The sequence below is a fragment of the Bacteroides sp. f07 genome, assembly GCF_042854785.1.
In the GTDB taxonomy this organism is placed as follows: domain Bacteria; phylum Bacteroidota; class Bacteroidia; order Bacteroidales; family Bacteroidaceae; genus Bacteroides.
Genome location: NZ_BAABXI010000003.1, coordinates 967,491 through 992,020 on the forward strand (window position 1 = coordinate 967,491; position 24,530 = coordinate 992,020).

Annotated in this window: 16 protein-coding genes; 3 read left to right on the forward strand and 13 right to left on the reverse strand. The window is 44.9% G+C overall.

Going from position 1 to position 24,530, the window contains the following annotated elements:
• The first annotated feature begins 4 nt into the window (after nt 1–4).
• From ACGHVY_RS23450 to ACGHVY_RS23460, 3 genes are read left to right on the forward strand one after another with little or no spacing between them, the layout of a single operon-like run.
• On the forward strand, nt 5–1,645 hold the full coding sequence (locus ACGHVY_RS23450; protein ID WP_390601922.1) for a cellulase family glycosylhydrolase: 1,641 nt from the start codon (nt 5–7) through the stop codon (nt 1,643–1,645).
• A 46-nt stretch (nt 1,646–1,691) separates the two neighbouring features.
• On the forward strand, nt 1,692–4,004 hold the full coding sequence (locus ACGHVY_RS23455) for a glycoside hydrolase family 3 N-terminal domain-containing protein (RefSeq protein ID WP_390601923.1): 2,313 nt from the start codon (nt 1,692–1,694) through the stop codon (nt 4,002–4,004).
• 8 nt (nt 4,005–4,012) lie between these two features.
• A complete protein-coding gene (locus ACGHVY_RS23460) occupies nt 4,013–6,403 on the forward strand; it encodes a glycoside hydrolase family 3 N-terminal domain-containing protein (protein WP_390601924.1) in 2,391 nt (796 codons plus the stop codon).
• A 212-nt stretch (nt 6,404–6,615) separates the two neighbouring features.
• Here the strand turns inward: ACGHVY_RS23460 and ACGHVY_RS23465 are convergent, their stop codons facing one another.
• From ACGHVY_RS23465 to ACGHVY_RS23525, 13 genes are all read right to left on the reverse strand, one after another.
• Nucleotides 6,616–7,665 carry a hypothetical protein gene (locus ACGHVY_RS23465; RefSeq protein ID WP_390601925.1) on the reverse strand — a complete coding sequence of 350 codons (1,050 nt, stop codon included), beginning with the start codon at nt 7,663–7,665 and terminating at the stop codon, nt 6,616–6,618.
• A 53-nt stretch (nt 7,666–7,718) separates the two neighbouring features.
• Nucleotides 7,719–9,485: a CotH kinase family protein gene (locus ACGHVY_RS23470; RefSeq protein WP_390601926.1), complete on the reverse strand. Its 1,767-nt coding sequence runs from the start codon at nt 9,483–9,485 to the stop codon at nt 7,719–7,721.
• Between the two features lie 89 nt (nt 9,486–9,574).
• On the reverse strand, nt 9,575–10,522 hold the full coding sequence (cysK, locus tag ACGHVY_RS23475; protein ID WP_390601927.1) for a cysteine synthase A: 948 nt from the start codon (nt 10,520–10,522) through the stop codon (nt 9,575–9,577).
• Nucleotides 10,523–10,902: 380 nt separating this feature from the next.
• The gene (locus ACGHVY_RS23480; RefSeq protein ID WP_390601928.1) at nt 10,903–11,796 is read right to left on the reverse strand and encodes a hypothetical protein; all 894 of its coding nucleotides are present in this window, start codon (nt 11,794–11,796) and stop codon (nt 10,903–10,905) included.
• Nucleotides 11,797–11,802: 6 nt separating this feature from the next.
• A complete protein-coding gene (locus ACGHVY_RS23485; RefSeq protein ID WP_390601929.1) occupies nt 11,803–12,792 on the reverse strand; it encodes an alpha/beta hydrolase in 990 nt (329 codons plus the stop codon).
• A gap of 49 nt (nt 12,793–12,841) precedes the next feature.
• A complete protein-coding gene (locus ACGHVY_RS23490) occupies nt 12,842–14,044 on the reverse strand; it encodes an alginate lyase family protein (protein ID WP_390601930.1) in 1,203 nt (400 codons plus the stop codon).
• 120 nt (nt 14,045–14,164) lie between these two features.
• The gene (locus ACGHVY_RS23495) at nt 14,165–14,917 is read right to left on the reverse strand and encodes an SDR family NAD(P)-dependent oxidoreductase (protein ID WP_390601931.1); all 753 of its coding nucleotides are present in this window, start codon (nt 14,915–14,917) and stop codon (nt 14,165–14,167) included.
• Nucleotides 14,918–14,941: 24 nt separating this feature from the next.
• Nucleotides 14,942–16,408, reverse strand: coding sequence for an MFS transporter (locus ACGHVY_RS23500; RefSeq protein WP_390601932.1), 1,467 nt, complete (start codon nt 16,406–16,408; stop codon nt 14,942–14,944).
• A gap of 4 nt (nt 16,409–16,412) precedes the next feature.
• Nucleotides 16,413–16,757 carry a cupin domain-containing protein gene (locus tag ACGHVY_RS23505; protein WP_390601933.1) on the reverse strand — a complete coding sequence of 115 codons (345 nt, stop codon included), beginning with the start codon at nt 16,755–16,757 and terminating at the stop codon, nt 16,413–16,415.
• A gap of 23 nt (nt 16,758–16,780) precedes the next feature.
• Nucleotides 16,781–18,988 (reverse strand): heparinase II/III family protein, encoded by a 2,208-nt coding sequence (locus ACGHVY_RS23510; protein WP_390601934.1) that lies wholly within the window; start codon nt 18,986–18,988, stop codon nt 16,781–16,783.
• Between the two features lie 46 nt (nt 18,989–19,034).
• On the reverse strand, nt 19,035–21,299 hold the full coding sequence (locus ACGHVY_RS23515; RefSeq protein WP_390601935.1) for a chondroitinase-B domain-containing protein: 2,265 nt from the start codon (nt 21,297–21,299) through the stop codon (nt 19,035–19,037).
• Nucleotides 21,300–21,302: 3 nt separating this feature from the next.
• Complete coding sequence (locus ACGHVY_RS23520; RefSeq protein ID WP_390601936.1) at nt 21,303–22,982, reverse strand: IPT/TIG domain-containing protein; 1,680 nt, start codon at nt 22,980–22,982, stop codon at nt 21,303–21,305.
• A 20-nt stretch (nt 22,983–23,002) separates the two neighbouring features.
• On the reverse strand, nt 23,003–24,523 hold the full coding sequence (locus ACGHVY_RS23525; protein WP_390601937.1) for a RagB/SusD family nutrient uptake outer membrane protein: 1,521 nt from the start codon (nt 24,521–24,523) through the stop codon (nt 23,003–23,005).
• Nucleotides 24,524–24,530: the final 7 nt, after the last annotated feature.

The following is a 24,530-nucleotide window of genomic DNA, read 5'->3' on the forward strand; positions in this document are numbered from 1 at the left end:
TTGCATGAAAAAAAGACTTATAATCTATCTGGCATCTCTGTTTGCATGCCTGATAGCATCCTGTTCCGAGAAAGAAGAAGCAATCAACGGTGGCGGAGAACCGCAGAGTTATATTCCCTTTGCCATCAATAAAGGGGTCAATATCAGCAACTGGCTGTCGCAAATGGAAGCCATACCTGCCAACGGCTTTTCACAGGCCGAAGCGCAGAAGCTCGCTTCATTCGGTTTTGACCATATCCGTCTGCCGATAGAAGAAAAACTCTTCTTCACAGAAGACGGGAAAAAGATACCGGAAGCATTCGCACTGCTGCACAATGCCATCGGATGGTGCCGGGACGCCGGAATGAAAGTGATTGTAGACCTGCATGTACTGCGCGATCATAACTTCAATACGACAGTTACCACATCGGGCGAACCGATTGAGAGTTTCTATGATACGTTTGAAGACATGAAATGGGCAAACTGGTTTGCAAATGGCCCCGGAGTAACGGTCAATAATGTAGATAATCCTAGCAAGAGTGGTATAAATACCAGTAATAGGGTGTTCTTTGCAGAACGGAAAACAGGAGTGGATAGCTGGTCAAATGCAAAGAAAAAGGACTTTGGCATCATTCCCGTAGGTTCTGGCAAAATGCAGTTCAAATATCTGCGTGCCAAAATATATAAAAACATCAAAAGTACAATTACAGTCGTACTAAGTGACGAGAATAACGATAGTAAGAATGACGGCTATTACGGATATACCAATACAACAACAAATGAATGGGAAGAAATTGCCGTTGATGTTTCCGGATACAACAAAAACTGCGGTCGTGTAGCCTTACGTCCGGAAGAAGGAGAAACCATGTATTTTGACGATGTATTTTTCTCCGACAGCAAGACAGGTGATAATAAAATCTATCCGGAAAGTGGCACAACAACTGTTGTCCCGAAACTTTGGACGGACAAAGACGCCCAATATAAATATCTCGACTTATGGAAGACTTTGGCGGAAGAGCTGAATCAATACCCCAACGACCTCGTAGCCTACGAATTGCTGAATGAACCGGTAGCCCCCTACGCCTCGCAATGGAATTCTCTCTCCGCACAGTTGATTCGCGAACTCCGGCAGACGGAACCGGAACGCAAACTTATCATCGGTTCCAATCGTTGGCAGAGTGTCAATACTTTCAACGAACTGGTTATTCCCGCCGGCGACCCGAACCTCATCCTGAGTTTCCACTTCTACAATCCACATCCTCTCACGCACTATCAAGCCGAATGGACAGAAGAAAAAGACCTGAACGTACCTATTCACTATCCGGGCGAACTGATAGAGGAAGAAGATTTCAACCGGTTATCCGAAGCTATGCAGAAGTTGGTGACGCCTTATATGGGGACGTATGATAAAACTACCCTCGAGTCGCTTGTACTGAAAGCGGAAATGAAAGCCGCCAGCCTCGGCGTACAAGTCTATTGCGGTGAGTTCGGCTGTTACAAAAAGACTCCGGCCACCGACAGGATGCAGTGGATACGGGATGTAGTATCTATTTTGCGCGAACGCCATATCGCTTATTCTTACTGGGAATATAAGGCGGGATTCGGTTTCTGCGACCCGCAAGGAAATGTGATTGAGCAGGAAGTGCTGGACTTGTTGACTAAATAACATATTCGTTCAAAACACAGGTATTCATTAAAAAAAAGAAAGAAATATGCGACAAACATTCATTGCTATAGGGATATGTTGTGCCATCGGCTTCTCCGCAGCAGCCTGCCAGAATAAGAGTAAAGACTACACCGACCCTGCACTGCCCGTGTCCCAACGTGTATCCGCCTTAATGTCCCAAATGACACTGGAAGAGAAAGTAGCCCAAATGTGCCAGTACGTAGGATTGGAACACATGAAGAAGGCAGAAAAAGACATGTCCGCCGAGGACCTGAAGCACAGCCATTCACAAGGATTTTATCCCGGGCTACACTCTTCGGATGTAGAGGAGATGACGAAGAAAGGCATGATTGGCTCGTTCCTGCACGTCGTGAAAGCGGAAGAGGCCAACTATCTGCAATCACTCGCACAGCAGAGCCGTCTGAAAATTCCACTGTTGATTGGCATTGACGCCATTCACGGGAACGGTCTTAACCGTGGTTCTACCATTTACCCGACTCCTATCGGGCAAGCTGCCACTTTCGACCCTGCTCTCGTGGAACGGCTCTCCCGTGAAACGGCTGTCGAAATGCGTGCAAGCGGTATGCACTGGACGTTCACTCCGAATGTGGAAGTTGCCCGTGACGCCCGTTGGGGACGTGTGGGCGAGACATTCGGGGAAGACCCTTATCTGGTTGGGCAGATGGGTGCAGCTACCGTACGCGGATTTCAGACGAAGGATTTCACGGGAGATGACAAGGTTATCGCCTGTGCCAAGCATCTTGTAGGCGGCAGTCAGCCTGCCAACGGAATCAACGGCGCGCCTGCCGAGTTGTCGGAAAGGACTCTGCAAGAGGTATTTTTCCCGCCTTTCAAGGATTGCCTGGAAGCAGGGGTATTTACAGTAATGACGGCTCATAACGAGCTGAACGGGATTCCTTGTCACGGAAGCAAATATCTGATGACGGAAGTGCTGCGCAACCAATGGAAGTTCGACGGGTTTGTAGTCAGTGACTGGATGGACATCGAACGTATGCACGACTATCACAGCGTGGCAGAAACGCTGAAAGACGCTTACCGGATAAGTGTAGATGCAGGGATGGGAATGCATATGCACGGACCGGAATTTTACGAAGCCATCATTGAGTGCGTAAAAGAAGGAAGCATTTCCGAAAAGCAGCTAGATGCCACCGTATCTAAAATACTAGAAGCAAAGTTCAAGCTCGGACTGTTCGAGAATCCGTTTGTCGACCTGAAAAAGAAAGATGAAATTGTATTCAATGCGGAACATCAGAAGACTGCATTGGAGGGGGCACGGAAGTCTATCGTTCTGCTGAAGAATGAGGGTAATATGCTGCCGTTGGAAGCCTCTAAATACAAGAAAGTATTCGTCACCGGACATAATGCGGACAATCAGTCTATCCTGGGAGACTGGGCTATGGAGCAGCCGGAAGAGCACGTCACTACCGTACTGGAAGGTTTGAAAGTTATCAGTCCAGAAACGAATTATAATTTCCTCGACCTTGGCTGGAATGTACGTCTGTTATCCGACAGTCAGATTAAAGAAGCGGTGCAACGGGCACGCAATTCCGATTTGGCGATTCTTGTGATAGGAGAAAACTCCATGCGTTACCACTGGAACGAGAAGACTTGCGGAGAGAACAGCGACCGTTACGAGCTTTCTTTGCCGGGACGTCAGCAGGAATTGGTGGAAGCCGTAGCAGCTACGGGTGTTCCGACGGTAGTGATACTTGTCAACGGTCGTCCGCTGACTACCGAATGGATTGCTGAAAATATGCCTTGCATCATTGAAGCATGGGAGCCGGGAGTGGCAGGCGGACAGGCATTAGCGGAGATTCTCTACGGAAAGGTGAACCCGAGCGGCAGACTGCCGATTACTATTCCAAGAAGCACCGGACAGATTCAATGTATGTACAATCATAAATTTACCAACCACTGGTTTCCGTATGCAACAGGAAATTCATTACCTTTGTACGAGTTCGGTTACGGTTTGAGTTATACGACGTACAAATATGATAATCTCAAACTGTCTGAAGCGGCAATCACTCCCGACAAGAGCGTGGAAGTAACCGTAGACGTCACGAATACCGGAAAGATGGATGGGGAAGAAACTGTCCAGCTTTATATCCGCGACGAATATAGTTCGGCTACCCGTCCTGTCAAGGAGTTGAAAGACTTTGCCCGCATACCTTTGAAGGTTGGGGAAACGAAACAGGTTTCGTTTACTCTTACTCCCGAAATGCTGTCGTACTATGACGCTGATATGCACTACGGTGTGGAGAAAGGGACTTTCAAGATTATGGTGGGAGCTTCTTCAAGGGATACCGACCTGCAAAGCGTTATACTTACAGTGAAATAAAGATAGATATGAAGAAATTACTATGTGGACTCACCTTGTTCTTATCTGCCGGCAGCCTCTTAGCGAGCGGCAGTCTCACCGGCAACAAGCCTGTGAACAGCACAAAGGACATGTACAAAAAAACTTGGATTGACTTTAACAAGAACGGAGTAAAGGACGTATATGAAGACCCTGCCGCTCCTATCGAAGCCCGCATCGCGGATTTGCTTTCGCAGATGACACTGGAAGAGAAGACCTGTCAGATGGCTACTCTGTACGGTTCGGGACGGGTATTGAAGGATGCGTGGCCTACTGCGGGATGGTCTGGGGAAATCTGGAAAGACGGTATCGGGAATATTGATGAACAGGCGAACGGACTGGGTAAGTTCGGTTCTGAAATCTCTTATCCGTATGCCAATAGTGTGAAGAATCGTCATGCTGTTCAGCGTTGGTTTGTAGAGCAGACACGGTTGGGTATTCCTGTTGATTTTACGAATGAGGGAATACGCGGATTGTGCCACGACCGCGCGACGATGTTCCCTGCTCAATGCGGTCAAGGTGCCACGTGGAACAAAAAGCTGATTCGGGAAATCGCGAAAGTCACTGCAGATGAGGCGAAAGCACTCGGATATACGAATATTTATTCTCCGATTTTAGACATTGCGCAAGACCCTCGTTGGGGACGTGTCGTAGAGAGTTACGGGGAAGACCCTTATTTGGTGGGCGAGTTAGGCAAACAAATGATTCTCGGTCTGCAAGCTGAAGGGATTGTTGCTACTCCCAAGCATTTTGCCGTTTACAGTATTCCGGTAGGCGGACGTGACGGTGGTACTCGTACCGACCCGCACGTAGCTCCGCGCGAAATGAAAACTTTATATTTGGAACCTTTCCGCAAAGGTATCCAGGAAGCGGGTGCATTGGGCGTCATGAGTTCATACAACGACTATGACGGTGAACCGGTGTCCGGCAGTTATCATTTCCTTACGGAAATCCTGCGTCAGCAATGGGGATTCAAAGGATATGTCGTTTCGGACAGTGAAGCAGTGGAGTTCCTGCACACGAAGCACCGTATTACTCCTACCGAAGAGGAAATGGCAGCACAAGTAGTAAACGCGGGACTGAATATCCGTACGAACTTCACTCCGCCACAGGATTTTATTCTTCCGTTGCGTCGTGCCATCAATGAAGGCAAAGTCTCTTTGCATACGCTCGACCAGCGTGTCGGTGAGATTCTCCGTGTCAAGTTTATGATGGGGCTTTTCGATAATCCTTATCCCGGTGACGACCGTCGCCCGGAAGCGGTGGTACACAATGCTGCCCATCAGGATGTATCCATGAGGGCTGCTTTGGAGTCTATCGTGCTTCTGAAAAACGATAAAGAGATGCTTCCGTTATCGAAGAGCCTCAGCAAGATAGCTGTTATCGGTCCGAATGCGGAAGAGGTGAAAGAGCTGACTTGTAGATACGGCCCTGCTCATGCACCTATCAAGACAGTGTATCAGGGAATCAAGGAGTATCTGCCCGGTTCGGAAGTCCGTTATGCGAAAGGTTGTGATATTATTGATAAGTATTTTCCGGAAAGTGAATTGTACAATGTTCCGTTGGATGCACAGGAGCAGGCTATGATTGATGAAGCGGTAGAACTGGCTAAGAGTTCGGATGTTTCGATTCTTGTGTTGGGTGGAAATGAAAAGACTGTCCGGGAAGAATTCTCACGTACTAACCTCGATTTGTGCGGACGTCAGCAGCAGTTATTGGAAGCTGTATATGCAACGGGCAAACCTGTCGTACTGGTAATGGTGGACGGAAGAGCGGCTACTATTAACTGGGCAAATAAATATATCCCTGCAATCGTTCATGCCTGGTTCCCCGGAGAGTTTATGGGAGATGCTATTGCCAAAGTTCTTTTCGGAGATTATAATCCGGGCGGTCGCCTTGCTGTTACTTTCCCGAAATCCGTAGGACAAATTCCCTTTGCTTTCCCGTTCAAACCGGGTTCGGACTCTAAAGGTAAAGTACGTGTTGACGGTATGCTCTATCCTTTCGGATATGGATTAAGTTATACAACTTTCGGTTATTCAGATTTGAAAATTTCAAAGCCTGTTATCGGCCCGCTAGAGAACATTACTATTTCATGTACCGTAAAGAATACAGGAAAAAAGGCAGGCGACGAGGTAGTACAGCTTTATATCCGCGATGATTTCAGTAGTGTGACCACCTACGACAAGGTATTGCGTGGCTTTGAACGTATTCATCTGCAACCGGGAGAAGAACAGACGGTTAACTTCACCCTTACTCCTCAGGACTTAGGATTGTGGGATAAGAATAATCAATTCACCGTAGAACCGGGAAGTTTCTCAGTGATGGTGGGAGCTTCTTCTCAAGATACTCGGTTGAAGGGAAGTTTTGAGGTACAATAAACTCAAATCAGTTTTTTCTGATATAACACTTATTCCTACAGTTCAGGGATGAAGTAGAAATTTTTGTTGATAGATTCTCTTTTACAAGACAGTAATGCTATCCGATAAAAAGAATGACAGTATATGCCCGGGATACTAATGGTATCATTGTCATATACTGTCACTCTTTTTTCTACATCAATCAGCAATCTTATATTTATTTACAGCATATATCAACAACGAATCGTTGTTAATAACTCTCTAAGTTTCTTTGCGCACGCTGGATTATCATCAAGATATTTCGGCAGCTCTGTTTCTATAAACTTACTCACGAAATCCTCTACAGTGATTGATTCAGCTTTATCCAACCATTTTGAACTAAGAGTTCGTTCTTGGCTGAAGTTATAAAATGGTTCATCGACCTTTATCCATAAAGCTCCAACCAGGTTTTCCGGAAACTTTTCCTCGTGCATATAATGTTCTTCGGGATGATGGTCATCAATCGGTTGTAATATAAGACCATAATAGTCTTCTATATTTAAAGAAAGGCCATAATAACTGTTTAGTACACTAACTGTTGAAGTGATAAAAGATTCTGTTTCGGAGCTGTAACGACCATTCCATACATTATTAAAGGAAGTATATTGATTTCTCATTTTACCATTCAAGTTCTTTACAGCATTGATGGCTATATCTATTCCCTCTCCGCTGATATGAATTGTCGGCAATAGCAAGTTGTCAAATTTCCATTCAATAAAATCCTTCATTCCATGAGGTGAGAAAATCTCTGTGCCTTTATATATGAATTTAATTTCAGGATTAACGGTTGAGTATCTTTTAATGTACTCATTAATAAACTTATCTCTGAAATAGAAATCTTTATCAAAAATCAATTCGTCCGGTGTAAACGTTATAGAGACAGTATCTTCCAATACATATTCGCTCGACAAAGCCGCTATTACTGAAATCATATAACCGCTACTATAAATCGGTGGTAGTTTTTCATCTTTGGGAAAGAAGGAATCCGGACATTCTGCCAGTTTACAATCAATAGAAATACTTTTATCCGTATTATTAATATAAATGGTATTCTCTATTATAGGCATATTTTCCAAAACTGCTTCAAGAGCATACATGAATAAAGTGTATATGCCATCGTACTCTAATGAACCGTCTCCACACTTTCCGATGATGTACATTCCGGGACGTTTTCTGATATGCTCCACCAATGCTTTGGTTTCTAATCCATGCTCATGTGGAGAGTGGGTATAATAATATATCATATATTTTTAATTAATATAATCGCAGTATTTATCTAACGCAATCTATGGCAATATTAAAGTTTACTGACCTCACCATCTATATAGCTTGCTCTACCTTTCAACCAATTTTTCAGTTCCTTTACTTTATCATTAAATGATTTAGTATTGTCCCATAGCTCACTATTTCTTTCTACAGATGGCTTAAGCATTGCAGCATAATCATCTACATACTGTAACAATGCGTCCAACTTATTATTCTTGAAATCTTGCCAGGTTTTCTTATATATCGCTTTCACACGGCTATCTTGCAGGAAACGTTGGAAAAATGCAGTTCCGACTCCATTCATGCTACTTGAGAATAATGGCGTATTATAACGCCCGAAATGCTTATTCGTACCTTCATAATCATACGCCCAATCGAAATCCCAAATCGGCCCCATCACATACTTACCATTTCCTTCCTTATGGAGAAAAATACTTTTAGGATGATTTATCTCCATGTTGTGCACCAAGTTGAAAGTTATCAGATATTTGGCTACCGATTCAATATCAATCAAGTCTACATAGGTATTTCCCGCTAATGGCTCTTTTGCGAATTGTGTCGCGAATGCATTAAAGTCCTTCTTCCAATATTCAAACTGCTCTGTGGTTAAATCGGGGTCTTTCACCATTACAGGAAGATTAAACGCAGTCGATTTAAACTTAGGTTCATCATCCCAATAAGAATCAAGTTCCCACATGACACTGTTGTTCTCATCCAGGTCTACACGGTTTTCTTTAACTTCTATCTGTTCGGTCAACAGATAGGAACCTTTGTAATTGCCATTCAAAACCACATCTACAGGAATTGCGTGATTGGTAAAAGGTAGTTCCAACAACCGGCCTATCTTGAAAGCAACTGAATTAAGCATTAACGTAGGGTCAATATGATTCGCCAACAACACATAGTTCTTAGCTTTTCCAAAACCACAGATTTCCGCTTTCTTACTAAGTTTCAGTCGATAAGGCTTTTTGGGATATCCCCACGTTGAATTACCTCTTCCTTTCACCTCAGTTTTCCCTGTATAGTTCTCATAGACTCCTTTGCCATTAACTGTCAAAGTTGCTTCCAAGTAATAATCTTTGCTTGGTATTTCCGTTATAGACGGGTCTGTTGTCATAATAGTCAATTCAGGAACAGCAGATAATAAGAATTCAGCCTTTACTGTGTATTGAAAGGTTTCCCCGTTCCGCATTACAAACTGATAAATGACAGGAGATGCAAAATCAATCTTTGTTATTCCACTTTTCTGCTCTACATCATCCACCAGTACTTTTACAGCATTCGTAGTAAATGTAGGAATGAGCTCGGATTGTGAGAATGTAACAAGGGGGATGATACTTTTTTCTCCAATAGAAGATGAAACATCGGCAGCTAAGAATGCATTATTCTTTTTCAAGAAACGAAAAAAAGAAAGCACACTAGTATCTTTCAACAATACTTTCACCGTATATTGTTCTTTACTCCCATCTTCTGCTTCGACTGTGAAAACCAATGGTTGGGAATAATCGTTCGGGGTAATCCCCGACTCCTGCTCAACGCCATTTGCCGTGACGGATTTCCCATTATATTCGAATATGGCAACCAATGACTTCAAGTTATCATATTTATCTAATGCCAAAGTTATCACGCTCCCCTGAATAGAGGCTTCCACATCATCGGTAATCTTACCTTGATTATCGCCTTTCAGAATAGAAAAGCCAAGTAACTGCTTCGTAGAAGAAAGAGGAGAATCTTCGTCTTTACAGGCGGAAAATAGAAAGAGGATGGTTACTAGAATTCCTAAGGTCTTGTTTATCATAGTACTAAATAAAAATGGTTACTTGGCAAATATACGGTTTTACCAAGTAACCACAGGGTTATTCTCTCTCTTTTTTTCTAAAATTCTTCTTATAGAGGGTATTCCTCAAAAGCATACAAGATGGTAGACAAATAACGTTCTCCCGTATCAGGCAATAATGCCACAATCATCTTCCCTTCATTCTCGGGACACTTGGCAAGTTCCGCAGCAGCATATACGGCTGCTCCTGAAGAAATACCAACTAACAGTCCTTCCTGCTTTGCCAGTTCGCGGCTTGTACGAATAGCGTCATCATTCTGTACCTGGATGACTTCATCCACAATGGAAGCCTTATAATTCTTTGGAACAAAACCGGCACCGATTCCCTGAATCTTATGCGGGCCGGGCTTTCCACCGGACAATACCGAAGAATCAGACGGCTCTACCGCTACTATTTTTATACTCGGGTCACGCATTTTCAGCGCTTCGCCTACACCGCTAACTGTCCCGCCAGTACCTACTCCGGCCACAAAGATATCGACTTTCCCCTCGGTATCTCTCCATATTTCCAGGCCGGTTGTACGTAAATGCATGGCGGGGTTAGCAGGATTCTCAAACTGCTGCAAGATAACAGAACCCGGAGTGGCTGCTTTCAACTCTTCCGCTTTGGCGATGGCTCCTTTCATTCCGTCCGCACCGGGTGTCAGAACTAATTCCGCCCCCAAAGCTTTCAGAAGATTACGACGTTCGACGCTCATCGTGTCGGGCATCGTCAATATCAGCTTATATCCCTTGGCGGCAGCTACGAAAGCCAACCCTACCCCGGTATTACCACTGGTAGGCTCGATAATGGTAGCTCCCGGCTGCAAAACACCTTTCACTTCGGCATCTTCAATCATAGCCAACGCCACACGGTCTTTTACACTCCCCGCCGGATTAAAGTATTCGAGCTTCACTATCAGGCGAGCTTTCAGAGCATTACTCTTATTATAATTACTGAGTTCCAATAACGGGGTATTACCTACTAAATCCGTCAATTTTCTTGCTATCTTTTCCATATATATCTGTTTTTAATTTCCTCTGTTTTATGATATTACAAAGATAGTGCGGATTCTGTTCAGGGAAAATACCACATATATGGTAAATTCATACCACATATGTCTGAAAACAGCCCTTATTATTCAAAAACATTCTCATTAATCATACTTAATAAAACAAGGAAAGATATCTGTTTTATAAGTTATACTTAATAAAACCATCCTATTTATTCCGTTTATCAATCATAACTTATAAAATGAACCGATTGTAATATACCACTCCTTAAAATGACAATCTCCCGCCCGAAAATATACCCGAAAGTATATCCCGGACAGGAGACCACCATAATAGACAAAACTAACAGTCTGTCCTTTTCTAAGGTTTTCTTTAAAATCCCTCTCTAAAGTTTCTTGATGGAGAAATCGGCAAAACGGATTTCTTCGTCACGCAACTGGTCTTGCCAACTCCGGTTTTCGCCCAAGTAGCGGTAGATGCCCCATTTGGGACGAAGTCCCGTACAGTCCGTGCGCCACATATCCATCTTTTCAGGTCCGAGTTTTAAAAGAACTTTTCCGTCTTTGATGCGTGTGATGGTTACTTCATAGGAACCATTCTCACCGAAACAGGCTTTCTCTTCCACCTCTACCCAGTTGCCGAGGAAACCGGCAAGGTCTGTACTGGCAAGAGTAGTAGTGCTTCCACCACGTTTGTCATAACGTATCCGCAGTTGCTGACCGCCTTTGCTGCCGCTGTTGGAATAAGCAGTCAGGGTGATAAGCGGGGAACTGACGTCTGCCGTACCCGATGAATTATCAATGCCCTTCAACTGGTGGAGATGGGAGAATTTGGTTGTCGTCTGGAATCCTGCCGGCAAACAGAATTTCCAGCGAAACACCATAGTCTCTCCCTTTTGCCCGACAAGGTTTTTCGGAGACTTATTATCCGTCTTTATCTCATTACGTTGGCGGTCGGTGATGTTTGTCAGTCCGCGGTCATCGTCTATCTCAGCATGGATAAAGAAAGCGAATACAGACTTATTCAACTGGTTGTCATGTACCTGCTGAATATGTTGGAAGTGCTCCGTCTTATGTTCGCGCGAGGAGTCGGGAGCTTCGTGGTTATAGCCCGAACGTTTAATCAAGTCATACGTTTTTGCACTATTACCGTCAGCGATTAATGTGCCGTCCACCGGTTCTTCCGGTTTCGGCTGTTCTTTCTCGTCTATCACTTCCGACGAACTGTTGGAGCAGGCGATAAAGGCAAAAAGGGCTAAGAATAGGATTCCTTTTCTCATTTGGATTTATTTAATATGGTTGGTCAGGAAATCTACCGACTTGAAGAAAATCTCTTCCATCTTGTCAGAAGTCTTCGAACTTACGTTATGGTCATAGTATTCATACTTCAGCAAGTCGCAGACTCCCCCTCTTTTCTTTAATGCCGATGCGAACATTTCGCTCTGTTCGCACTCTACCGTAACATCGCACGTGCCACATACCAACATGGAAGCGGGAACGTTCCTCTTCGGAATCAGATTAATGGGAGAGGCTTCACGAAGCACTTTCGGCTCTCTGTCACAGAAATATGCGATACGTTGAGGGTCTTTTGTTTTCATAGTGATGGCAGCTTTTTCCAGGTCATAAATACCGGAATAGCCTACGAAAGCCTTTGTTCCGGGGACAGTCATCGCAGCTACTGCCGCCAGGTGCGCGCCGGCAGAAGTTCCCAGGAAGCCGAAGCTGTCAGGGTTAATATTCAGTTCTACGGCATGTTCCTGTATATATTTTACTGCGTCCAGAATATCCTGGATAGAGACTTTCACCGTTGCATCGGATTGAGGCGCCAATGTATAAGAGACACGCACGCCTGTTATACCCTTTTGTTTCGCCAGGTATTGGGATAAAGACCGGGACGAGCCGTTATTACCGCGTGCCCATCCGCCACCGTGGATATAAACGACAAACGGTGCAGGCTTGTCTGTCTCTGCAAAGTCCATCGTGAGTATCAGTTCATAATCCTTATGTTTCTTGTAGACGATGTCCTTTGTAGTCACTCCTTTATAATCCTTGCTTTTCAAGCGGTTTGCCTGATAGGTATAGGGAACCATCACATCGGGAATGGTGTTCACATCAATAAACTTCGCGTATTTCTTTGCATACAGCAAGGCGTATGAACCGTCGTCATTCCGTGTCATCTTCATGCCATAGCGGTTGGAGAACTGCTGTGGTTGCGCTTCTTGCGCAAGGCAGAAAAGCGGCAGCATACACAAACAAAAAATCAATTTCAATTTCATGTTATCACTTCATATTAGGTGAGGAATAATTTTATTTCTTCTTCAAACTTTATTTCTTCTTTAAAACCAGATACGGTATTGTTTCCACATCGGACGTACTGTATTTCAGACCAATGCGCTTTGCCATATCGACATACTTCTGATTGCCCAATGCCGTTCCCGCTTCATAAAGAAGAATGGCGGCGCGGGACTGGTCGAAAGGTTTAATCTGTTTGAATTTCCAGCTTTCCGGATTCAGATAAAACGGATACAGATAATCTACTGCCTGCGAAGCTACTTTTCCGTTGGAAGCAGGGGTGCTCCATAGGTTGATACCTATCTGGCTGGTGATTTGGTTGGCTTCCATCAAGGCTTCCAGAGCGAAAGTGGAATAATGCAGGGAGAGAGTTCGTTTCAGTTCCTGGGGTAACGAGCCGTCGTCGGCAATCTGTGCACCCATCTTAGGGAGAATACTTTGTTCCGCCACTTCGCGGATACGGTCGGTACGGTCCAGGTAAGCCAGTACCATCAAGTGGATGGCTTCGTACCACAAGCCATGATTGTTGGCAGCATGGGATTCTCTTTGCCCTTGCGTGCTGTTCTCCATCCAGTAGCAGAAGGCGGTAGCCCACTCATCGAGTTTTTTCTTATCCGAGAGAGTCCAGCTTTTCGAGCCTTCTATCAATTTGGCGACACCCAGTGCACGACTGAAACGGCGCGAATCAATGAAGCCCGAACCTCTCATATTTTTCATGCCCGGCACGGCTTGTGCGTAGGTCATATTCGGGTTCATGCCCAGTTTCGGGTCTGTAAACCATGTCCGCAAATGATGGGCGCATGCTTTGGCATAGACTTCTTTTCCTGTGATATAATAGAGTACTCCCAGGCAGTAAGCGGCATCACCGAAACGGTTGGCATTCTCACGTTCGGGGTATTCGTAGACTTCAGGATTGCGTTCGCCATCTTTACGGATATAGGGAAGTCCGTCGGTCTTGGTCGAATCAGGCCACCAGTAAGGAGATAAAGTCATATAATCCCGGGGGTCTTTGCTGGGGGGAAGTTTTTTCTTGGCAGTTACCGATAGAGGAGTCATCTTTATATATTTCTCTGCCACCTTTTCCTGAAGTTCAATGTACCGGGTAACTTCTTTGTCACCTTTCTGATAGTCGTTTTTTAGCTGTTCAAGCAAAGTCGCATTAAACGGGCCTAAGGGAGCGGCATTCAGTATTCCCCAACAGAGGCATACAGCCCATATAGTAAAGATTCGTCTCATAACTATTTTCTTTAAAGTAGGTAAGTATGTCATTCGGAGCGAAGCGAAGAATCTGCTCTTTGTATCTGCAAAAGGGCAGATTCTTCACTACGTTCGGAATGACGGTATCAGATTTCTTCTTTAAGAGAAGAAACAACCACCGTTGATATCAATGTTCGTACCTGTCAGGTAAGAAGATTCGGAGCAAGCGAGGAAGCAAACCAGGTCGGCAACTTCATCGGCAGTTCCTTCACGGCGCAATGCGTAAGAACCTTTCATACGTTCGCGGTTCTCCGGCGTATTGAAACGGTCGTGGAAAGAAGTGGCAATCGTACCCGGGCAGACAGCGTTGCAACGGATTCCCTGAGGGCCGAGCTCTTTCGCCATAGAACGGGTAAATGTCATTACCGCACCTTTCGCGGTTGCATACATGGAAGCCCCGTTGCCACCGCCGTCACGGGCAGCCAATGAAGAGAAGTTGACGATAGAACCACCTTCCGGCATCATCGGAACCACTTCACGTGTGCAGAGGAATACGGAACGCATATTGACATCCATCAGGAAGTCATACCAGTCTTCGTCCTGTTCGGTGATTTTCTTACGGCCTACGATGCCGCCCACTACATTCACCAATACATCTACCTTGTCGCCGAATGCCTTGTTGCACTCTGCAAAAAGATTCTTTACCGCAGCAGCCTTTGTCATATCACCCTGGACAGCGATTGCTTCGCCACCGACGTTTTTAATCAGTGCCAATGTTTCCTGTGCATCGGCTTCATTGTCGAAATAGTTCAGGCAAACTTTTGCACCTTCTGCTGCCAATTTCACTGATATTGCGCGGCCAAGGTCGCGTGCGCCACCTGTCACGATGGCTACTTTTCCTTCTAATTTCATAATTGTCTTGTTTTTAAAATACGGTTATTTTTCTATTTGTTTAATCTCTCCTACTGTCAGGAAGATGGAGCACAACGATAGCGGCACCAAAGCTCCCAACAGACTGAATAATAATATCCAATTCGTAATATAGCTGGCAAAAAGGATTGCCAGAATAGTACCCAATACGGCCGAAGCGCCGCCCAATCCTGCCAGCGAGCCGACAGACTTGCCACTGTGCAAATCGCTCGGAATGGTCTGCAAGTTCGTCATGAAGAACTGGAAGCCTCCCAACACCAACGCCATAAAGATGATAGCAACAGGAGCCGTAGTAGACATGATAGCCGCCAGGATAGACGGGATGATGATAATCCCACCAAGCAGCATCGCTGCCTTACGGGCATAATTCACCGTATGTCCCCGGTTTATCAGCCAACCGGAATACCAGCCACCGGCAATACTTCCCAATGCCGCACCTACATACGGAACCCAAGCGGAGAATGCCACTTCTTTGATATTCAAGTGGAACACATCTGCCAGATATAACGGCAGGAATGTCACGAACATCCACCAGATAGGGTCGAGGAAGAACCGTCCTAAAATGACAGACCAGTTTTTCTTCACCCGGAGCAGTTCGCCCCAGCTTTTTCCTTTATCCTCGGTTTTCAGTTCCTGTTCGGGTTGACCGCTCAGGATATAAGTACGCTCTTCTTCTGTAATCCAGGGATGCTTCTTCGGCCCTTCCTTATTGATAATCAGCCAGGGAATCAACCAGATTAATCCCAATCCGCCGACTACAATAAAAGTCAGTTTCCAACCAAAAGCTATGAAGAGCATCAGGATGATAATCGGTGCAAGGATTGAACCGATGGAAGCTGCCGCCCCGAACAGTCCCTGTGCGAAAGCGCGTTCTTTCTGCGGGAACCATTCGGCATTGCTTTTCGTTGTACCGGGCCACGGGCCGGCTTCACCCAATCCGAGCATCATCCGGAAGAAAGTCAGCGAAAAGATTCCCCGTGAAAGAGAAGCCAATGCATCCGCCGCACCCCAGATGAGTACGCTCCAGAAGAAACCTTTCCGACATCCAATCTTGTCGTACAGTTTCCCGGAGACAAGCTGGCTGATACCGTATGCTATCATAAAGAAGATAGTTATCAGACCGAGAATGTCTTTCGCTTTCTGCGAAGCATCCGGGTCATTGCGGTCTATCAAGCCGAGGTCGATGGCAATACCTTCGCGATTGGTCACGAATGTAACGCCGTTTTTCTCCTTCATCTGTACGTTAGCTACGCTGACAGAATCCCGGTTGCCGTTGGCGGCTGTCAGGATATACTGCTCTCCTGCCAAGACGGCATGATTACCTTTATCTGCCAACGCATCCGCTTCGGGAACCAGGCGATAGTCGATATTAGCCACCCACATATAGTTGAGCGTCCCCCTATCCAGATAATTGATAATGGTTATCAGCATGATTAACCCGATAACCATCCATCGGAGTCCTTTTACCTTCATACGTTTACAGGTTTAAGAAGTCTGCACGCACAGGGCTGAACGTATCAATCAGGATACCGGCTTCGAGGCAAACACAGCCGTGCAACTCATCGGGCGCTACATAATAGCCGTCTCCGGCAGAAAGGATTTCTTTCTTGTCACCGATGGTTAGTTCAAACTTGCCGCTTACTACGTAAGTTGCCTGACTGTGATAATGCTCGTGCATGGTTCCTACCGCACCTTTGTCAAATTTCACTTTGACCATCATCAACTGGCCGTCATACGCCATAATCTGACGATTCACACCCGGAGCAGGATTTTCCCACTTCAAATCTTTCTCAAACTGATAAGTTTCACTACATGTTTTCATACTTTTGTCTATTAATGGTTTGTTTATTTCATAAATACTCCGCAACGACCGTTCCAGGCATATATGACGCCTTCGACCGTCAGACGGTGTTCTTTTTCTTTGTCAGTATCGGTGTTACTCAGGCAAAGCAGTACGGAATGCCCGCCTTTATAAGTTGCTTTCACCACTGTATAGGAAGCCGTATCCATCAACACTTTCACTTCTTCGCAAGATGAAGTCAGGTTACTGGAAGTTTCCATTACCACATCATACTCTCCATGTGTTTCAATGGAAGTGGCAAATGTATGGTTCTTCCGTGATTTTTCCCTTATCAGGAAAGCGGTTTCGTTTCTCAAGTTAAAATCAGGGTCATTGGCTCCCAGACGAAGCATTTTCATCTCTGTCTGCGGAGTAGTAGCCGTACTGATAGTATAGAAACGATTCTTATTAACGAAGGTGAAGCTCGATGTATTCCGGTTCTTATTCTGTCCCCAGGCTTCCAGCCAAAGATGCTGATAACCGTCCTTCGTGCCAAGAGTTTTCAGTTCGTTAGTTGCTTTGGTGTAAGGGAAGTTCAGGGAAACGAAGTGTCCGTTATACCAGATAGGGTAATCGTATTGGTACTCCTTGTCCGCATTTGCTTGCAGCACATCCAGAATTAGCGGGAATTGCAGGAAAGGGGTAGTCACGTAAGCCAGTGTACGTTTCATCTCTACTCCGGGATAGGCATTGGTGTCTTTCGCCACCATTACCTGAAAATGTCCGTTGTCGAAATCATGGTAGATGATGTCCGAATGATAACGGGAAGAGATTTTTATATCTCCGGCAAAGTGGGATGTTTCGTCTACTACCAATGTGTTATGCGCGATTGTCTGTTTGGCAAACGATTGGTTTTCGCGGGTATAATGCCCTTTGTACTTGGCTTCGATATTCAGGAAGCGGGAAGCACCGTAGTCGGCCAGAATCTCGTTTCCATTGTCGTAATAAGCCATTGTCAGTTTATCAAAATGTCCATGGCTCAAGCCGTGTGAGGTAGCTTTCAGTGTCAGGGCACTGTTCAGATTAGAATCTGTAGAGCGGATTACAGCTATGCCGCCTTCATCTCCCTTGCGTCCGTCACGGAATACACCGCTGCGATAGGTAATCGGGGCAGCTTCTCCGCGGGCAATATCACGGGCTACTTTGAAACCGCCGATAATAGGGAGATAGGTATGCTGGTGTTTATCTGCAACAGACAGCAGTGATTTTTCCGAAGGATTGACGTTATACAATATGTCTACCGCATATACCAGTTCCTGTGCGGAGAGCCCTTTCAGCAAGGCGTCATTGATATGGAAAAATTCACCTTCATACGAAAGTTGTACCAATGTGAAGAGGGCTTTTGAAAGAATGTTGTCCCGATAGTCGAAGATTTTCAAATCCGGCAGTTTATTCTCGATGCACTGGGCGAAGATGACGAAAGGCCAAATGGCATAACGTTGATAGTACGCCCCTTCCGTGAAGTAACCGTCGGGAGAGAACAGGTAATCCATTTGGCGGATAAAGCCACCCCGTTTGCCTGTTTCGTCAGAGCCGTAAAGCGCTTTCTTCACGTAATCTTCACGATTCATTGCAAAACCAATCATACCGACAGCAGCCGTAGCCCACGTAGCATGGTTGTGCATTTTATTGAAAGTCTTGTTATTTGCATGGTTGTCTCCCATACCGTCCATGATGAAGTCCGCCATCGGAACGAAGAGATTCTTCTCAATAGTGGCACGCTGTTTGGGTGAGAGTGTGTTATAGATACAGTCATAAGCAACCGCTGTGTGTACCAGCCACACACTTTCATTCAGCGTCTGCCAAAACAGACGTCCCGGAACGGGGGAAAGTTGTAAGGGATGGAACCCTAAAGTGGGGTATAGTTTGGCATAAGCTTCCAGCATATCAGCTACGTAAGCGGCATATTTCTTATCCCCTGTCAACTGATAGGCAACTCCACAATGAAACATGGCATAGTAATTGGATTTATGCTGTTCGTGTACCACACCGCCACCACCATCTATCGGAACCGGAACGGAGACAGGAGAGCTTGCTGCCGCATCGGCTGCGGTCAACACTTCAGAAAGAGATTTATCGAATGCGGGTACTGTCCCCTTCCCTGCCCTAATTTCGTTCACTTCTTCCTGTGTGAAAAGAAGGGACGGATGTTGGGCAAATGAAAAGAGGCATCCACCTAAAACCATGAATATGCAAATAATATATTTTCTCATCTTACGTCATTTTCTATTTCAACAATGGTATCGTATGACAGCCGTTCTACTTCTTTTTCAAGCCAATAGAAAGTTTTTCCAGTTCGCTACCTTTAACCGGAGTATAATCATATGCTTCGGCATCGATATATGCGGGACGGATATTGTACATCTTTCCCTGTATTGCCTGAGAAGTGGTAGTCATCATTCTACCGGAGTTCCACAGATTACAGTTTGCGATGCGTACTTTTTCCCAGGTCGCCTCATCCAGACGGATGGTTGCCCCGCCGCGTCCGCTATTATCAAAGTTACAGTTTTCTACTGTCAGTACTTGCGGGCCAATCAGGCGCATGACGCTTCCGCGTTCTTTGTTGCAACAGTCTACAAAGGTACAATGTCTGACAGTAATATAAGGGCCTGCTGTACTTTCATCGCTTCCACCGCGATAAATATTAATAGGTAAACCCAGCAGACGGTAGAAAGAGCAGTTTTCAATCAACATGTCGTCGGCATTATAACGGCCTATATCATCCTTCTCTGCTGCATAGTTGATAGCATCTCCTGACAAATCACGGAAGAAACAATTGCGGATGGTTACGCTTTCGGCAAAAGTAGCTTTTGTTCCTTTGATAGCAAAGAATCCGCCTTCCCCGAAGTTCTGAAATTCGCAGCCGTCTACTGTCAGTGTATAAGGTTGTATCATATCAAAGGCAGTAGAAATTCCTGCTTTAGCCAACGCTTTTCCGGGTTCCAATACGCCATCGAATGCAATATTCTCAATGACCAACTCGCCACCATCGGCAATAGTCACCATATTATCCGGTTTATCTCCATTGAAACGGACAAGGGGTTTATTAGCGGCATCGGCGGCACGGATGGTCAACGGTTTATCAATAAGCATAGCACGTTGGATGGGGTATATACCTTTCGCCAAAGTAATGATACCGCCCGATTCTGCCGAATGAATGACTTCGGACAGGTTCGTTCCCGGGGATACATTGTATTCCTTATGAACATTCGCTGCGGGCTGTGCCACTTGGTTCTTAAACCAGGAAGCACCTTTATCCTTACGTATCGCAGCATCATCGGGCAATTGGGGAGCTTTTACTTTTTCCGTAGTAAATCCCGGAGCCGAGTAGTTCTTTGCCAATTGCACCTTGTTATCCTTGAACCGGATGCCTGATACATCGTCAACAGCTATATAAGGCTGTTCGAGTTCTTTATTGATGATAATATTGTCTGTAAAAGACACTTTTTCCGGTGCAAGAGTACGTTCCATATCCTTGCCTGTACCAAATTCTATATTCGTGCAATCTACGAATGTGTTACGGTACATCTTGACATCAACAACTTGACAATATCTGTTAGGTAACGAATTGGGTACGGCATCCATAACTCCCAAAGCTGAGAAGAAACGGGTTCCGGCCAAGCCGACCAATACATTATCGTAAATCTGATGTCCGGCATTGACTACGCGGATACCGCCGGTGTTACGGCGTCCGTTACCGATAAACAGGTTATCATTCACCGTATTACGGTCGCCGTGACGCAGCGCTACCACTCCTTCACATTCCAGCAATGTATTGTTGCGGATGATGTTATCACTCGATTTAATTGAAATTACTTCCACTTCACCGGAGCAACGTTCGAACAGGTTATTCTCAATCACTGTATTTGAAGAACTGTAAGCTTGCTGGGAAGTGCCTACACGCATTGTCTCGGCACCGTTCGAGCCATACACGGGTCTTTCTCCAAAGTAGTTATGGTCAATCCGGTGATGATTTTCCAGGCAACGTTTGTCGTTGAGGATGACAATCAATGTCACCCCCAAGTTAAGTTTTCCTGTCAACGAACAATGGTCTACCCTATTGTGACGACCATAGAGCAATATATAGCTGTAAGCCTGGTCCCGGCGGGACGGATTGAATTTGTCTATCACGCAATTCGTCAGACGACAGTAATTAGCCAGTTCTTGTCCGTTACGGAATTCTATTACGGAACCTTTAGGAGCGTATCCGTCAGTGAAATGCAATCCGCTGACAGTTAGCCACTCGCCCGCTATCCGCAAGGTAGAACCACCCTCTACCTTTACCTTTCCGGGGTTTAAGGCTTCTATGGTAATAGGAGATTTCTCCGTTCCTTTACCTATCCATTTCAACTGCATGTCTTTGTATTGACCATCCTTGATGTAAATCCGGTCACCCGGTTGTGCAGTCTTCAAGCAGGAAGCTACTTCGGGAAGCGTTACATCATATCTCTTTGCAAAAGAGACTGACGGTAGCCCGATAAGCAGGAGAGCTATAATTGCCTTATGTATATTTCGTGTCATCATCAATTATTGAACTTTTGAGTAATCGTAATCTTGTTTCTGCCAGTACATATCAAATTCAATCGAACTGGACGAAGGCGCATTCGTGTTATTATACAACTTAAAGTCAACTGTTTTTATGTGTAAAACTCCGATACGTTTTATATTATCAGCCACATTATCGACCGACCCTTTTACATTATAATAAAATACAAGCAAAACGGCATCCACATTGGCTATCTTTTCTTCGCCTACCTTAAATATATCCGGTGCCCAAACATCTGTATTAGGCGAAGCCTTTGCACTTGCAATACTAAAACCACGGCAAGTTTTAGCTTCCACGTCTATTGGGAAAGTAGTCTCATCGATCTTTGATAATGTACCGTTCTTCACTTCATCAATCAGAGTTTTATAGCCTGATTTAGATGGGTCAAGCCATAAGAAAGTTAATGCCGGCGTACCATAACAATCTATTTTTCCTCCTGTCACTTGCGAACTGGAATTTGTTGTAGAATAGAAGTTTCTCAATTGTGTTTTTGAGTTTGCCGGACTATTAATCTGTAATTGCCCTGCAGAAGCTCCTGAGAAGAAAAAATAGGGGTTTACTGAATTATATTCGCTCTCTGAAACCGCCGGTTTATTATTAGCAGAACAAGTAGCATCCTTATATTTCATAGAAACTATATCTACTACAGTACTCCAATCACTATTTGCATAGACCAATCCTGTTTCTGGCGAGAAGAAAGAAGATAACTGTCCCTCAATACGTCCCTGAGCATATACTTTTCTATTCTCCCAGAAATAAACGAAAGGTACTTTCACCACAAACTCATCCGTCAAGGAGAGCACCTCGCGTCCGTCAAAATAAGAAATCTTCAGTACCATCGTATTATCTCCATCTACATAGTTCTCTGACGAAGGTACAACAAACTTCAACTCACTTTCAGTCTGCAACGTAACAGTACACTCAATATCATCTAACAGCACCTTATCAATCTTATTAAGATATGCTCCCTCCAGCACCACCATATCTCCCACGTTGGCAGGTTCAAACACAGTAGTTGCCACCTCCGGCTGATAACGTTTCACCGTTAACTTGGGCGCAGACGAACTTGAAGTCTCCACTTCTTTTGTACCATTAAAATATTTGAATGTTACAATAGCCTTGTCACTTCCCACATAAGGAACCTTTACTACTATCTCATTCTCACTTTGCGAGATGATTTCCGCCTCATTTCCTTCTGTCCCGCCTTCAGCAGTGAAGAGAACAGCACTCACCACATTCATGGAACTGCCGGAGAGCAACAAATTATTACCCATTTCAACCTCCGAAGGCATCCCGGTCTGTGAAACGACAGGAGCCGGATATTCAAGAGTAAACTCTCCCTCGGACACACCCTCACCAATCGAGTTTACCAATACAATCTTACCACTACGTGCCTGATTTGTCACTTTCAAAGACAAACGTCGATTGGACACTTTCTGCAGGATAACGGCTTTTCCACCGCCAATAGTAGCACCTACCACATCATCCAAATATTCTCCGGTAACAACAATCTCACTACCTACGCTTCCACTCTCAGGTGAAAAAGAAAGAATCTCCGGTGAACTAACCGCCACATCCTTCATCGATGTAGAATCACAACCACACAAAAAGAATAAACAGACAAACAATGATGCCAGACCCAATTTTCTATATTGTTTCATATTCGTAAGCATTAAAAAAATTAATAACCCGTATTCTGTGCTATCTCTGGATTAATGTCAATCACACTCACCGGAATAGGCAGAAATGTTTGCCAATCTTCTATATCATTCACCGTATAAGAATATTCCGTATAAAGGAGCTCACTGTTCAAGTAGTTGTTTACTGTCTGAGTAGCGATACCCCAACGAAGAAGATCAAACCAACGCTGGTTCTCAAAAGCCAGTTCAAGCCTGCGCTCATTACGTACAGCCATTCTAAAATCATAAAGACCAGGCAAATCGGCCAATGTATATGTAGAAACACCGGCACGTTCACAAACCATATTCAAATACTTTAGATTGTCTGCCGAAGGCCCCGATATTTCATTTGTCAGTTCAGCATAAAGCAAAGCTATATCAGCCACACGAATCACAGGCCAGTCGCTTTCGCCATCATACTGTGTAGTTACCGGATTTACATACTTCTTACAGTAACGGCAATTACCTTCCGTCACCCACGTCTGAGTAGTTGTATTGAAATATTTTTGGGCGACATTCACATCCAGACGTTTATCAGCCCCCGCACCTCTTTGCTCGTAAGCTGCAATAATGTTGTCAGTGGGAGTATTATAACCGGAAGAAGTACCGATAATCACATTTGCACCATTATTGACCGGAGCAAACATATTGCCGAACGGTGAACCGATACCGACATTCCCCGAAAGATAACGAACTGCAAAGATTATCTCCTTATTCATCTCATTACTTATATCAAAAACTTTATCATAAGCAACAAGATCGCTACCCGATTGCGGGTTGCCCACTGATTCACTTTCAAGCACTTCCTTACATAGTTGGGCGGCACGGGCATATTTCTCATCACCCGCCCGGTAATGTGTAGCATATACCTTGGCAAGCAACGCTTTTGCCGCATTCAGGTCAGCACGCCCCAAGTCACCGTCCGCCATCTTGCCGGGCAACAGTTCATTATTGACAATATTCTCCAAATCCCCTTCAATAAGCGCATATACTTCATCCACCGTAGAGCGTTGCATATCACGGGCCACTTCAGAAGGAACCTTGGAAGTAACGATAAATACCGGCCCCCATAAACGGACTAGATTGAAATACTCCAGTGAACGAAGAAAAAGCACTTCTCCCTCATATTGGTTCCGCAATGTCCCGTCCGTTACTACATCAAGGTAAGATATAACATTGTTTACCCGTGCAATTGTGGCATAACAGGCATTCCAGTACGTTTCCACCCATTCGTTTTCCGGTACGATAGTACCTTGGTCAAGCTGTTCCACCAGTCGTGTAGTATTCGAAGAAGAACCGGCAGCATACATACGCCCGTTATCCGAACGCAATTCTGTCATGGCCCATTCGTAATACATCACATCATGCAGGGAGTTATAGCACCCCAGCACCAGATTATTTACCGACGAAGCATCCTTCACATACTCATCTGCCGCCACTTCCGAATAAGGATATTGATCCAAATCACAAGCGGAAAATACCATGACGATTAACAATAATCCTATATAATTTATTTTTTTCATCGTTTTC

Coding starts and splice junctions, on each gene's coding strand:
- ACGHVY_RS23450 (WP_390601922.1), top strand. CDS start 5: ATGAAAAAAAGACTTATAATCTATCTGGCATCTCTGTTTGCATGCCTG.
- ACGHVY_RS23455 (WP_390601923.1), top strand. CDS start 1,692: ATGCGACAAACATTCATTGCTATAGGGATATGTTGTGCCATCGGCTTC.
- ACGHVY_RS23460 (WP_390601924.1), top strand. CDS start 4,013: ATGAAGAAATTACTATGTGGACTCACCTTGTTCTTATCTGCCGGCAGC.
- ACGHVY_RS23465 (WP_390601925.1), bottom strand. CDS start 7,665: ATGATATATTATTATACCCACTCTCCACATGAGCATGGATTAGAAACC.
- ACGHVY_RS23470 (WP_390601926.1), bottom strand. CDS start 9,485: ATGATAAACAAGACCTTAGGAATTCTAGTAACCATCCTCTTTCTATTT.
- cysK (WP_390601927.1), bottom strand. CDS start 10,522: ATGGAAAAGATAGCAAGAAAATTGACGGATTTAGTAGGTAATACCCCG.
- ACGHVY_RS23480 (WP_390601928.1), bottom strand. CDS start 11,796: ATGAGAAAAGGAATCCTATTCTTAGCCCTTTTTGCCTTTATCGCCTGC.
- ACGHVY_RS23485 (WP_390601929.1), bottom strand. CDS start 12,792: ATGAAATTGAAATTGATTTTTTGTTTGTGTATGCTGCCGCTTTTCTGC.
- ACGHVY_RS23490 (WP_390601930.1), bottom strand. CDS start 14,044: ATGAGACGAATCTTTACTATATGGGCTGTATGCCTCTGTTGGGGAATA.
- ACGHVY_RS23495 (WP_390601931.1), bottom strand. CDS start 14,917: ATGAAATTAGAAGGAAAAGTAGCCATCGTGACAGGTGGCGCACGCGAC.
- ACGHVY_RS23500 (WP_390601932.1), bottom strand. CDS start 16,408: ATGAAGGTAAAAGGACTCCGATGGATGGTTATCGGGTTAATCATGCTG.
- ACGHVY_RS23505 (WP_390601933.1), bottom strand. CDS start 16,757: ATGAAAACATGTAGTGAAACTTATCAGTTTGAGAAAGATTTGAAGTGG.
- ACGHVY_RS23510 (WP_390601934.1), bottom strand. CDS start 18,988: ATGAGAAAATATATTATTTGCATATTCATGGTTTTAGGTGGATGCCTC.
- ACGHVY_RS23515 (WP_390601935.1), bottom strand. CDS start 21,299: ATGATGACACGAAATATACATAAGGCAATTATAGCTCTCCTGCTTATC.
- ACGHVY_RS23520 (WP_390601936.1), bottom strand. CDS start 22,982: ATGAAACAATATAGAAAATTGGGTCTGGCATCATTGTTTGTCTGTTTA.
- ACGHVY_RS23525 (WP_390601937.1), bottom strand. CDS start 24,523: ATGAAAAAAATAAATTATATAGGATTATTGTTAATCGTCATGGTATTT.